The sequence below is a fragment of the Streptomyces parvulus genome, assembly GCF_014648855.1.
GTDB lineage: Bacteria > Actinomycetota > Actinomycetes > Streptomycetales > Streptomycetaceae > Streptomyces > Streptomyces parvulus.
In genome coordinates, this window is sequence record NZ_BMRX01000009.1 from 54,657 (window position 1) to 66,999 (window position 12,343).

Genomic DNA, 12,343 nt, shown 5'->3' on the forward strand with positions numbered 1-12,343 from the left:
TCCTCGTCCTGAGTGCTTACTTGGCGGCGGCGTGAGCCAGCTCGGCGGCCTTGTCGGCCGCGCCGTCCATGGTGTCGACGCGCTGGACCAGCGGGTGGTTGGCGTCGGTGAGGATCTTGCGGCCCAGCTCGGCGTTGTTGCCGTCGAGGCGGACGACGAGCGGCTTCTCGACCTTCTCGCCGCGGTCCTCCAGGAGCTTCAGCGCCTGGACGATGCCGTTGGCGACCTCGTCGCACGCGGTGATGCCGCCGAAGACGTTGACGAACACGGAGCGGACGTCCGGGTCGCCGAGGATGATCTCCAGGCCGTTCGCCATGACCTGGGCGGAGGCGCCGCCGCCGATGTCCAGGAAGTTGGCGGGCTTCACGTCGCCGTGCTTCTCACCGGCGTACGCGACGACGTCCAGGGTGCTCATCACGAGACCCGCGCCGTTGCCGATGATGCCGACCTCGCCGTCGAGCTTGACGTAGTTGAGGTTCTTCTCCTTGGCGGCCGCCTCGAGCGGGTTGGCGGCGGCCTTGTCGTGGAGTTCCTCGAAGTCGGGGTGACGGAACTCGGCGTTGTCGTCGAGCGACACCTTGCCGTCGAGGGCGATGACCTCGCCGGAGGCGACCTTCGCCAGCGGGTTGACCTCGACCAGGAGGGCGTCCTCCTTGATGAAGGTGTCCCACAGCTTGACCAGGACGTTCACGACCTGGTCGGCGACCTCGGCCGGGAACTTCGCGGCCTCGACGATCTCGCGCGCCTTCTCGGGGGTCACACCCTCGATGGCGTCGATCGGGGTCTTGGCGACGGCCTCCGGACGGGTGGCCGCCACCTCCTCGATCTCCACGCCGCCCTCGACGGAGGCGATGGAGAGGAAGGTGCGGTTGGCACGGTCGAGGAGGAAGGAGACGTAGTACTCCTCGACGATCTCGGGGGCGGTCTCGGCGATCATCACCTTGTGGACCGTGTGGCCCTTGATGTCCATGCCGAGGATGTCCGTCGCGCGGGCGACGGCCTCGTCCGCCGAGGCGGCGAGCTTCACGCCGCCGGCCTTGCCGCGGCCACCGACCTTCACCTGAGCCTTGACGACGGACTTGCCGCCCAGACGCTCGGTGATCGCGCGCGCCGCCTCAGGCGTGTCGATGACTTCACCGGCCAGCACCGGTACATCGTGCTTGGCGAAGAGGTCCCTCGCCTGGTACTCGAACAGGTCCACGCGCTTCCGTCCCTATCAGTGATCTCGCGGTTCGTTGGATGCGTGGGCGTGCCGCGAAGGGCAACGTGACGTCCGCCGTGAGTCACAAGGGAGGCGCACACGGTGTCCGAGCGCGCGGCATGTCCGTCTCGCAGGTTATCGCCGCATGCGGAGGGTCTCTAAATCGTGGGTCACACCTGAGCGGTGATGCCTGTCACATGATGCCGCGCTCACTGGCACGCGGTGCCGCCTGGGAGCGGTGCCGCGGGGGAGCCTCACCGGGCTGGGGTTAGCCCGGTGAGGCTCGTCTGCCCGGAGGCCCGCCGGGTGCGGGTCTCCGGTCTGCGGGCCGGCCGCTCCCCACCCCAATGGGGAGCGGCCGGCCCATCCGCGGAGCTTCCGCCCGGGGGAGGCCGACGGCTTTCGACCGTCCCGGGCTGCCGCTTCGCGGAGTCTGGGGGGGGTGGGGGTGTGGGGGTGGGGGTCTGGAGATCTGGGGGTGTGGGGGCCTGGGGGTGCGGCGGGTGTCGGGGCGCGAGGTGCACGTGCGGGGCGTGGTGCACGTGGGGTGCGGTGCACGTGGGGTGCGGGTGGTGCGACGGGTGGACGGCGGAGGTACGGGTGCGACGGTGCGGGTGCGTCGACGGGGAGCGTCGGGCGCATCCGCCCCAGGCCGCTGGGACGCGTCCTCGTGCCGGGCGGGTTCCGCCGGCTAGGCGGGAGAGACCGGGATGTCCCGGTACGGGTCGCGGGTCTCGCCCGTGTCGGCGCGCTCCGGGACCGCGATGACGAGCCGGAACGGCATCCGGTGGTGCGGGGTCACCGCGTGCGCGTCGCCGTGCCGCGGCATCCCCTGGTCGGCGCCGGCGGCGGAACCGAGCGACCCGTCGGGGGCGCCGGTGGGCGCGTGTCCGGTGGGCGCGTACTCGGCGGGCGTCGCGGTGGTCCGGCGGCCGCCGTCCCCGGCGAGCGGCGTCCGGGTCTCCGGGCCGCCGTCCACCGCGACGGGGGCGGGGCCGTACGGGAGGTCCGTGACGGCTCCGGTGACGTCGGCGGTGCCGGCCCGGGCGGTGGCGGGACGGGCCTCGGCGACGTACGAGGGAGCCGCGGTTTCGGCCGGGGCCGGTCTGCGGTGGTGCGGTGCGGCCGGGTCGGCGGGGGCGGCCGAATCGTCCGAGGCGGCGTCACCGGACGGGGCGGGAAGCCCCGGCAGCGCGGGCAACGAGGGCCAGGGCGAAGCGGGGAGATCGGTGGGGTCGGAGGAGCCCGGGTTCGTGACCGAGCCGCCGTCCGAGGGGGTGGCGGGCAGGGGCAGCCGCTCGACGGTCTCCTCGACGACGTCCACGACACCCGCGACGGGGCGTACGACCTGGTCGGTCACCGAACGGACGAGGTCCGAAACGGGGTGCGGACTCTGCCGCGGGAGCGGGGGCGAGGTGAGGCCCTCGGGCGTGAGGCTCTCGGGCGCGGGGCCCTCCGGGCTGCGGTCCTCCACCGTGCGGTCCTCCGCCGTGCGGTCCTCCGCCGTGCGGTCCTCTGCCGTGCGGTCCTTCGGTCCAGGGCCGTTCGTCCCGGCGCCCTTCGCCTCACGGCCCCCGGCCGTCGTACGCACCGGCGACAAGTCCGCCGCCTGGCGCACCGCGTCCCGTGGGGACGGTGTCCCGTCGGCCGCCTGCGCCCGCTCCCCGCAGAGCAGTCCGAGTACGAACAACCCGCCCACCAGCATCGCCACGTGCAGGGCACGCCGCCCGGCCGCCGTGCGCGTCACGCGCAGGGCGGCACCGGGCGAGGCTGCTGACCAGATCAAGAGGGGGAGATTCCTCCCGTGCGGCGGCGGAACGGTTCACGCGTCGAACAACGCACCGATGACGCGCGATCCTCGCACGGGACCGCGCGGGTTGCGCAAGCCCCTCGTTACCGGTGGGTAGCCATGTCCGTTTTACCCGCAGGAATCGGGCCACCCCGATCGACAAATCGTCACCTGGCGTCCGGTATCGGCAGCGGCCGTCGCTCGATCGCCGCCGCCATCACCTCCGGGAATTGGTCGGGCGTGCAGGCGAACGCGGGCGCGCCCAGGGCGGCGAGCGCCGCGGCGTGCTCCCTGTCGTACGCGGGCGCCCCCTCGTCGGACAACGCCAGCAGCGTCACGAAGCCCACCCCCGCGGCCCGCATCGCCGCGACCCGCCCGAGCATCTCGTCCCGGATGCCTCCCTCGTAGAGGTCGCTGATCAGCACGACCACGGTCTCGGCGGGCCGGGTGATGCGCGACTGGCAGTACGCCAGCGCCCGGTTGATGTCCGTACCGCCGCCGAGCCGCGTGCCGAATAGCACGTCGACCGGGTCGTCCAGACGGTCGGTCAGGTCCGCGACCGCGGTGTCGAACACGACGAGCCGCGTCGCGATCGACGGCACGGACGCCAGCACGGCCGCGAACACCGACGCGTACACCACCGACGCCGCCATCGATCCCGACTGGTCGACGCAGAGGACGACCTCCCGACCCACGGACCGGGACGCCCGCCCGTGACCGACCAGGCGCTCCGGCACGACCGTCCGGTACTCGGGCAGGTAGTGCCGGAGGTTGGCCGAGATCGTGCGGTGCCAGTCGATGTCGCGGTGCCGGGGCCGGGTGACGCGGGCGCTGCGGTCCAGGGCCCCGGTGAGGGTGGCCCGGGTGCGGGCGGCCAGCCGCTTCTCCAGGTCCTCGACGACCTTGCGCACCACCGCCCGCGCCGTCTCCTTCGTCGTCTCCGGCATCGCCTGGTTCAGGGAGAGCAGGGTGCCGACCAGGTGCACGTCGGGTTCCACCGCCTCCAGCATCTCCGGCTCCAGCAGGAGCGTGGCGAGCCCGAGCCGGTCGATGGCGTCGCGCTGCATGACCTGGACGACGGAGGAGGGGAAGTACGTCCGTATGTCACCCAGCCAGCGCGCCACCGCCGGTGCGGAGCCTCCTAGTCCCGCCGCGCGGTCCCGGCCGCCGCGCGGTGCGGTCTCCTTCCCGTAGAGCGCGTTGAGCGCCTTGTCCATCGCGGCGTCCCGTCCGGTGAGCGGGTGGCCGGTGCCGTCGGCCGGGTCCCCGCCGAGCACGAGCCGCCACCGCCGCAGCCGCTCCTCGGCCGCGTCGCCCCCGGCCGGCTCGGACGCGTCGCCGGTCGACTCGGCGTCGTCGCGCGTCGGTTCGACGGTCATGCGCCCACCTCCGTCAGCTCGTTGCCGTCACGGCCGGTTCGGCTCCGGCCGTCGCCCTCCGCGTTGCCGGCCTGAGCGCCGTCGCCCTCCGCGTTGTCGCCCTGAGCGCCGTCGCCCTCCGCGCCGTCGGTCGCCAGTCCGAGGAGCAGCCGGACCACCGGGAGCACCGCGTCGGCGCGCTCCACGTCGAGGCCGGGCGCGAAACCCGGCGTGCCGGAGCCGGTCGCGGTGACGCTCCCCCGCGCCTCGGGGCCGCGCCGGACCAGTTCACCGAGGCCGCGGCGCACTCCCGGCTCGTAGGCGGCGAAGGTGCGCCGCAGCAACGGCAGCACGTCCGTGAACGCCTCCGCCGTCACGCCGGTCAGCCAGGCGTCGACCAGGGCGAGCAGCCGTTCGTCGTGGAGGAGGAGCATGCCGCCGCCCGAGCCGCCGCCGACGAAGCCCTCGATCCACGCCGCCGCGTCCGCCGGTGGCGCCCCCCGGGACAGCGCGAGGCCCATGAACCGGGCGGCCTCGTCCGGGGCGAGCGCACCGTCGTCCAGCAGGAGCCGTACGGCACGGCCCCGCACGACGCCGGGCACGGCGTCCCGGGCGCAGAGGGTCCGCAGCACCTCCTGCCAGCGGGAGCGCAGTCCGCCCCGGCCCGGCAGGGAGGCGTCGCCGAGCAGGCCGACCGCGCCGTGCACGGTGTCCACGTGGCCGCGCATCTCCTCGGCGGCGTCGGCGTCCAGGGCGACGCAGGCCGAGGGCAGGCCCACGAAGACCCGCTCGGCGAGCCCCGCCGCGACCTCGGCGAGCGCACGGGTGCCGGTGCCCCGCACGTCGCCGTACCGCAGCGAACGGACCAGCGCCGGCAAGGCCTGTGCCAGGTGGCCGACGTCCGTGTCGAGCGCCGCGCGGTCGGCGAGTATCCGCATCACCGGCGCGAGGGCGTCCGGCAGGCCGGCCAGCAGGCAGCGTTCGGCGAGGGCGGTGACCTCGGCGAGACCGCCTACGGTGACGGCGTCCGCCTCGGCCCTGGCGGTGGCGGCGGCGAGCACGGTCGTGCCCCAGACCCCGGCCTCGGCGACCCGCACGGACAGCTCCGGCTCCCAGCGCAGCCGCCAGGTCTCGCGGAACGTGCCCGTACTGCCCCGGGAGGCGGCCGGCTCCCCCCAGTCGACGCCGAGCAGCCGCAGCCGGTGCAGGAGTCTGCTGCGGCCGGCGTCGGTGTCCTTGCGCAGGTCCAGCTCCAGCTCGCGGCGCCGGGCCTCCGGCTTCAGCCGCAGCCCGCGCTGGGTGCGGGCCAGGTCGCGCTGCAACGGCACCGCGGGTGCGCCGGCGGGGACCTGCCCCAGCACGTCCCCCACCACCAGCCGGTCGCGGACCAGCGCGAGCGGCACGTCCGAGCCGTCGCACATCACCGCCCGCACGGCGTCGGTCGTCTCGCTCAGCCCGGCCAGCGGCCGCCCGCGCAGCGCCGCGAGCGTCCCGGCCAGTCGCGCGGCCTCGATGACGTGCCCCGGGGAGACGAGCCGGTCCTCGTCCCGCAGCAGCCCCGCGACCCTGGTCAGCCAGCGCTCGACGGGCCGGTCCGCCGCGGCGAACAGATGCGCGTACCAGCCGGGTGACTCGACGCCCGCGCCGTACCCGCCGGAACGGGACAGTCTGCGGTGTGTCCAGGGCACCCACGTCAGGTCGACCTTGGTCCTGGGCAGCCCCTTCAGCAGGGCACGGTCGGCGGCGACGGTGACCCCGCGCCGCAGCGCGGGCACGTGCCACGCCCCGCACACCACGGCGACATCCGTCCCGAACTCCCTTTGCGCCGCCCGCACCTGGAGCCGCATGTACGCCTCCCGCACCCGGTCCCGGTCGTCGTCCGCGCCGTCCTCCTCGGTCTCCCGCAGGGCGCCCATGGCCTCCTCCAGCGCGGTGAACGGCGCGAGCGCGTTCCCGTCACCGGGACCCCGGTGTTCCACGACGTCCTCCCACCAGCGCTCGGGGTCGTCGTGACCGGCGGCCCGGGCGAGGGCGGCGAGGGGATCGACGCGGGACTCGGGAACGGGCGCGCCGGACCGCTCCCCCGGTCCCCCTCCCGCCTCCTCCCCGTCCCGCTCCTCATGATCACGCCGGGCGAGCGAGTGCGCGGCCGGCAGGTCGACGAAGCGGGCCGGGACGTCGTGGTCCAGGGCCCAGCGGAGCGCCACCCACTCCGGCGAGAATTCGGCCAGCGGCCAGAAGGCGGAGCGGCCGGGCTCGTCCACGGCGTGGGCGAGCAGCGCCACCGGCGGGCGCATCTCCTCGTCGGCGGCCAGCGGTACCAGCGCGTCCGCCTCGGGCGGCCCCTCGATCAGCACCGCCCGGGGCCGTGCCGCCTCCAGCGCCGCACGCACCGCCCGCGCCGATCCCGGCCCGTGGTGCCGCACCCCCAGCAGCAGCGGCCCACCCGGCACCGCACCGACCGCCCCCGCGTACCCTTCGACCTCGCCGATCCCACCGGTCCCGTCGACTCGACTAGCCCCGTCGACCCCTCCGATCCCGTCGATCCCACTAGCCCCGCCGCCCCCTCTGGCCCCGCTGGTCCCACCGGCCCCTTTCACCCCTCTCACCCCTCCGGCCCCGCCGACCCCCCCGGCCTCAACGTCCCTCATCGCACCCCCCTCGCCCCCGAGGCCGCCGCCACCCGAAGGCCCCTGTCTCCGCACCCCGCACACGTGCCCAGGTCGAGTCCTCGTCGTCCCCCACTCGCCCGGCGGCCACGCGTCCGACGGACTCCCGGACGGTGGGCTCCCGAGCGGCGGCGGCCGCAACCGACCCCGCCCCGCGGCACATCCCCGTCCGCCCCGCGTTGCCGTTCACGCGCTCACCTCGCGGCAGGCGCGGTAGAAGTCCTGCCAGCCTTCGCGCTCACGGACGACGGTCTCCAAGTACTCCTGCCAGACGACCCGGTCGGTGGCGGGATCGCGGACGACGGCCCCGAGGACTCCCGCGGCGACGTCGCCGGCCCGCAGCACGCCGTCACCGAAGTGGGCGGAGAGCGCGAGGCCTCCCGTGACCACGGAGATCGCCTCGGCCGTGGACAGGGTGCCGCTGGGCGACTTCACCTTCGTCCGCCCGTCGCCGGTCAGCCCGTCGCGCAGCTCGCGGAAGACGGTGACGACGCGGCGGATCTCCTCGATGCCGCCGGGAGCCGGGGGGAGGTCGAGGGAGCGGCCGATCTGGTCGACGCGGCGCGTGACGATCTCGACCTCGGCCTCGGCGGTCCCCGGCAGCGGCAGCACCACGGTGTTGAACCGCCGGCGCAGGGCGCTGGACAGGTCGTTGACCCCGCGGTCGCGGTCGTTGGCGGTGGCGATCAGGTTGAAGCCGCGGACCGCCTGCACCTCCTGGCCCAGCTCCGGTATCGGCAGCGTCTTCTCCGAGAGGATGGTGATCAGGCTGTCCTGCACGTCGGCGGGGATGCGGGTCAGCTCCTCCACCCGCACGGTCCCGCCGTCCCGCATGGCCCGCATGACCGGGCTGGGTACGAGGGCGTCGCGGGTCGGGCCCTCGGCGAGCAGCCGCGCGTAGTTCCACCCGTAGCGGATGGCCTCCTCCGGGGTGCCCGCGGTGCCCTGCACCAGCAGGGTCGAATCGCCGCTGACGGCCGCCGCGAGATGCTCGGACACCCAGGTCTTCGCGGTGCCGGGCACGCCGAGCAGGAGCAGGGCGCGATCGGTGGCGAGCGTGCTGACGGCGACCTCGACGAGGCGGCGCGAGCCCACGTACTTGGGGGTGATCACCGTGCCGTCGGGGAGGGTGCCGCCGAGCAGGTAGGTGGCCACGGCCCAGGGCGACAGCTTCCACCGGGCCGGGCGCGGGCGGTCGTCCTGCGCGGCCAGCGCGGCCAGTTCGCCCGCGAAGGCCTGTTCGGCGTGGGGCCGCAACTTCTCCGCCCCGGACAGCCGCTCCCCGGGCGGCCGCTCCCCGGAACTCTCGTTCACGGACATCTCGTTCACGGACACAGGCATGGCTGATTCCCCCTCCAGCTCGGCCGGTTCGATCTGCGTTCCACGGTGCACCACGCCACTGACAATCGCCCTGACCTGCGAAAATACGCCGTCACGGCCAATTGTCAGTGGCAGGACCTACCTTCGACGACATGACTCAGCAGGGGGTGCGCTGGACCGCGGACCAGGTGCTGGCACTGGCGCCTGACGCCGCGTCACGTGCGGCGGGCGGCAGGCTCGGGGCGGTCGGCTCGTGGTCCGGCGTGGGGAGTTGCGGCGAGGGGGCGGTGTGGGGGCTGTCCGAGGGGAGCGGCGGCGAGCGGTACCGGACGGTGGTCGACGTGCGGGAAGGGGCGGGTCCCGCGTACCGGTGCGGGTGCCCGAGCCCGAAGCTGCCGTGCAAGCACGCGCTGGGGCTGCTGCTGCTCTGGGCGGGCGGAGGTGTCGCGGAGCGGGGGGCCGCGGCGCCGGAGTGGGCGGAGCGGTGGATCGCCGGACTGCGGGATCGCGACCGGGAGGCAAGGGGGGCCGCATCTCCGTCCGGGCGTGGGGCGGGGCCCGCCGATCCGGAGGCGGCACGACTCCGGGCCGAGCGGCGGGCCGGGCGGATCACCGCGGGGGCCACCGAGTTGGAGCAGCGGCTGACGGACCTCTTGCGCGGTGGACTGGCCGGCGCCGAGCAGGCGGGTTACGGGCTGTGGGAGGAGACGGCGGCGCGCATGGTCGACGCCCAGGCCCCGGGTCTGGCCGCGCGGGTGCGGGAGCTGGGCTCCATACCGTCGTCGGGGCCCGGCTGGCCGGTCCGGCTGCTGGAGGAGTGCGCCCTTCTCCACCTGCTCGACCAGGGCTGGCTGCACCGCGACCGGCTGCCCGCCGGGCTGGCGGCGACCGTCCGCTCCCGCGTCGGTCTGCCCGCCTCCGCCGACGGACCGCCGGTCCGGGACCGCTGGCTGATCCTCGCGCAGTACGACTCGGGCGACACCCGGCTGACGACCCGTCGCATCTGGCTGCACGGCGCGGAGACCGGCCGCGACGTGCTGCTCCTCTCCTACGGTGCTGCGGGCAGGGCGCCGGAGTTGACCCTTCCGGTGGGCCTGACGCTGGAGGCGGAGGTGTCGGCCCATCCAGGGTCGGGACAGCGGCGGGTGGCCCTGGGACGGCAGTTCGCCCCGCCGTCGGCCACGGAGATGCGCCCGAGCGGCGTGAGCACGTCGACGGCGGCCGCACGGTTCGGCGAGGCGCTGCGCCACGATCCGTGGTTGGACGCGGTCCCGTTGACGCTGACGCGCGTCGTTCCGGTACCGGACGGCGACTCGTGGCAGCTGGCCGATGCCGACGACGACACCGCGCTGCCCCTCGTGCCCGGCCCCGGCGACCGGGCGGGCGTCTGGCGGCTGGCCGCGCTGTCGGGCGGCGCGCCCGTCACGGTCTTCGGCGAGTGCGGCCACCGGGGCTTCACCCCGTTGACGGCCTGGCCGGACGGCCCGGGTCCGGCGGTACCGCTGGGGTGACGCACCCGCGCCTGCCGACCCGGCCACGACCCTGGATCCGCACCCGCGACCGACCCCTGACCCGGGATCCGGGACCAAGATCGAAGACCCAAGTGCCCGGCCCGAGACGGATTCAGAGGGGACCTGCATGACCAGCACACCGACTCCCCCGGCCGCGCCGTCGGCGGCGACGGCCTCCTGGGAGCAGCTCGTGACTGTCGCACTGCTCGGTACGGACCGTCGGACTCCCCCGGGGTGCGAGCCCGGGCCCGGCGCGGCGGCAGCGGTCCTGGACGCGGCGGCCGCGGAGACCGTCCGGCGTCGCGCCGGGCTGCGGCCGGCCCGTGCCGCGCGGCGCCCCGAGCGGGCGCCCGAGGATCCGCGCCCGCCCCTGCCCGCGTCGGCCGCCCGTCGCCTCGCGATGCTGCTCGCCGACCGTCCCGGCGCCGCGGCGGGCGGCCGCCGAGGGGCCGCCCCCGACCTGATGGAGCTGCTCCCCCAGTGGCTGGCGACGGCCAACGCCCGCGGTTTCGCCGCCCCGCCCGAGGCGCTCCCGGCGCTGCTGGACGCGGCGCGCGGACGTACGGACCTGCGGCCGGCGGCGTTGCGGTTCGCGGGATCGCGCGCCCTGTGGCTGGCCCGGCTGAATCCGGACTGGCGGTTCGCCCTGCGCGGCACCCCCGGCGGCGGGACCGTGCCGCCCGGACCCGGCGACGGGGACCGGGTACGCCGGCTCTGGGACGAGGGCCTGTTCGCCGAGCGGGTCGCCCTGCTGGCCGCCCTGCGCGCCCGGGACCCGGCCGGGGCGCGGGAGTTGCTGGCATCCACCTGGGCGACGGAGCGGGCCGAGGACAGGCTGATGTTCCTCGACTCGCTGCGGACGCGACTGGCCCCGGCGGACGAGCCCTTCCTGGAGCAGGCGCTGGCCGACCGCAGCCGCAACGTCCGTGCCACGGCGGCTGAGCTGCTCTCGGCGCTGCCCGGCTCGGCGCTGGCTGCGCGGATGGCGGCGCGGGCCGTGACCTGCGTGTCTCTCGACCGTTCCCTCGGCCACGCCCCCGACGGCGCCCCCGTCGACGCGAGGGACGCCTCCCGCGCCCACGACGACCACGCCCTCGACCGCTCCCCGGCCGCACCGGCCGCACCGGCGATCGCCGTCGAGGCGCCGCACGAGTGCGACGCGGGCATGGAGCGTGACGGCGTGGTGGCCAAGCCGCCCGGCGGGCGGGGCGAAAGGGCGTGGTGGCTGGGCCAGTTGGTGGAGGCGGCTCCGCTCGCGACCTGGCCGGCCCGGCTCGGCGGGCGCGGACCCGGGGAGATAGTCGCCCTGCCGGTGGCGGACGGCTGGCGGAGCGAGCTGCACGCCGCGTGGTGCCGGGCGGCGGTCCGGCAGCGCGACGGCGCGTGGGCGCGGGCGCTGCTGGGGCCGCCCACGGCGCCCGAGGCCGGCGGCCCCGGCGCGGTGTCGCTGGCCGAGCGGGCCAAGCTGCTCGGCACGCTGACGCCGGGTGAACGGGCGGACTGGGTGGCCGGTTTCATCGCGACGCACGGACTGTCCGAGGCGTTCCAGCTGCTCGGCATGTGCGAGGTGCCGTGGGCGCCGCCCCTGGGACGGGCGGTGGTGGACGCGCTCGACATCGCCCGGGACGCCGGGAGTTACCCGTGGAGCTTCAGCGGCGTCATGGGACTGGCCGAACGCTGCCTGGATCCCGCGGAGGCGGGCCGCCTCGACGGCCTGCTCGCGGTGCCGGACGAGTCCGAGGACGCGGCGCCGGGCGCCGGCGGCTACTGGGCGGAGGCCTTCCAGCGGCTCGCGACGACGCTGCGACTGCGGGCGGCGATGACCCGCGAGCTGGGGGTGGGCTAGGGACACGGCCCGCGCCGGCGCGGCGGGCGGCCAGGGCCTGTCGCTCGGATGCGCGCGCCACGCCCCGCGACGCCGGCATGATCCAACCGGCAGGCCCTAGAGCCTGTCAGACAGGCCCTAGGCCTCCGCGTGCTCCCGCACGTTCGCACGGACCCAGTCCACGATCGACGCCGTCGTGGCGCCGGGCGTGAAGATCTCGGCGACGCCCTTCTCCTTCAGCGGAGCGATGTCCGCCTCGGGGATGATCCCGCCGCCGAAGACGAGGATGTCCGCCGCGTCCCGCTCCCGCAGCAGCGCGATCACGGCGGCGAAGAGCGTGTTGTGCGCACCGGAGAGGATGGACAGGCCGATCGCGTCGGCGTCCTCCTGAATCGCGGTGTCCACGATCTGCTCGGGTGTCTGGTGGAGGCCGGTGTAGATGACCTCCATACCGGCGTCACGCAGGGCCCGCGCGATCACCTTGGCCCCGCGATCGTGGCCGTCGAGCCCCGGCTTGGCCACCACCACGCGGATCGGACCGGCTGCCACACCCATCACTGCCTCCATGAAGCGACTACATCCATCCGTACCGACAAGTACCGCACACTTCGCCGACGCCGTACACAGGAGCGGGCCCGCAGGGCCGCGCATGGTGCACGGAGTCCCCGAA

The 12,343-nt window shown here is 75.3% G+C and carries 8 protein-coding genes; 2 read left to right on the plus strand and 6 right to left on the minus strand.

The features are described from left to right. Nucleotides 1-16: 16 nt before the first annotated feature. The 5 genes from sucC to IE108_RS18510 form a co-directional block, all read right to left on the minus strand. Nucleotides 17-1,201 (minus strand): ADP-forming succinate--CoA ligase subunit beta, encoded by a 1,185-nt coding sequence (gene sucC, locus IE108_RS18490; protein WP_064729424.1) that lies wholly within the window; start codon nucleotides 1,199-1,201, stop codon nucleotides 17-19. Nucleotides 1,202-1,892: 691 nt separating this feature from the next. Next, nucleotides 1,893-2,987: a hypothetical protein gene (locus IE108_RS18495; protein WP_064729423.1), complete on the minus strand. Its 1,095-nt coding sequence runs from the start codon at nucleotides 2,985-2,987 to the stop codon at nucleotides 1,893-1,895. A gap of 170 nt (nucleotides 2,988-3,157) precedes the next feature. Further along, nucleotides 3,158-4,369, minus strand: coding sequence for a VWA domain-containing protein (locus IE108_RS18500; RefSeq protein WP_079163637.1), 1,212 nt, complete (start codon nucleotides 4,367-4,369; stop codon nucleotides 3,158-3,160). After that, the gene (locus IE108_RS18505) at nucleotides 4,366-6,999 is read right to left on the minus strand and encodes a DUF5682 family protein (RefSeq protein WP_229852143.1); all 2,634 of its coding nucleotides are present in this window, start codon (nucleotides 6,997-6,999) and stop codon (nucleotides 4,366-4,368) included. Before IE108_RS18505 ends, IE108_RS18500 begins: the two co-directional genes overlap by 4 nt. A gap of 204 nt (nucleotides 7,000-7,203) precedes the next feature. Then, nucleotides 7,204-8,337, minus strand: coding sequence for an ATP-binding protein (locus IE108_RS18510; RefSeq protein WP_064731933.1), 1,134 nt, complete (start codon nucleotides 8,335-8,337; stop codon nucleotides 7,204-7,206). Nucleotides 8,338-8,489: 152 nt separating this feature from the next. Here IE108_RS18510 and IE108_RS18515 point away from each other — a divergent pair, with 152 nt between their 5' ends. Together IE108_RS18515 and IE108_RS18520 are read left to right on the plus strand one after the other, a co-directional pair. Next, complete coding sequence (locus tag IE108_RS18515) at nucleotides 8,490-9,848, plus strand: SWIM zinc finger family protein (RefSeq protein WP_064729422.1); 1,359 nt, start codon at nucleotides 8,490-8,492, stop codon at nucleotides 9,846-9,848. 127 nt (nucleotides 9,849-9,975) lie between these two features. After that, the gene (locus tag IE108_RS18520) at nucleotides 9,976-11,694 is read left to right on the plus strand and encodes a DUF5691 domain-containing protein (RefSeq protein WP_064729421.1); all 1,719 of its coding nucleotides are present in this window, start codon (nucleotides 9,976-9,978) and stop codon (nucleotides 11,692-11,694) included. A gap of 117 nt (nucleotides 11,695-11,811) precedes the next feature. Here IE108_RS18520 and icmB read toward each other — a convergent pair whose 3' ends face one another. Next, complete coding sequence (gene icmB / locus IE108_RS18525; RefSeq protein ID WP_064729420.1) at nucleotides 11,812-12,228, minus strand: coenzyme B12-dependent isobutyryl CoA mutase small subunit; 417 nt, start codon at nucleotides 12,226-12,228, stop codon at nucleotides 11,812-11,814. Nucleotides 12,229-12,343: the final 115 nt, after the last annotated feature.

Coding starts and splice junctions, on each gene's coding strand:
- IE108_RS18500 (WP_079163637.1), bottom strand. CDS start 4,369: ATGACCGTCGAACCGACGCGCGACGACGCCGAGTCGACCGGCGACGCG.
- IE108_RS18505 (WP_229852143.1), bottom strand. CDS start 6,999: ATGAGGGACGTTGAGGCCGGGGGGGTCGGCGGGGCCGGAGGGGTGAGA.
- IE108_RS18510 (WP_064731933.1), bottom strand. CDS start 8,337: ATGTCCGTGAACGAGAGTTCCGGGGAGCGGCCGCCCGGGGAGCGGCTG.
- IE108_RS18515 (WP_064729422.1), top strand. CDS start 8,490: ATGACTCAGCAGGGGGTGCGCTGGACCGCGGACCAGGTGCTGGCACTG.
- IE108_RS18520 (WP_064729421.1), top strand. CDS start 9,976: ATGACCAGCACACCGACTCCCCCGGCCGCGCCGTCGGCGGCGACGGCC.
- icmB (WP_064729420.1), bottom strand. CDS start 12,228: ATGGGTGTGGCAGCCGGTCCGATCCGCGTGGTGGTGGCCAAGCCGGGG.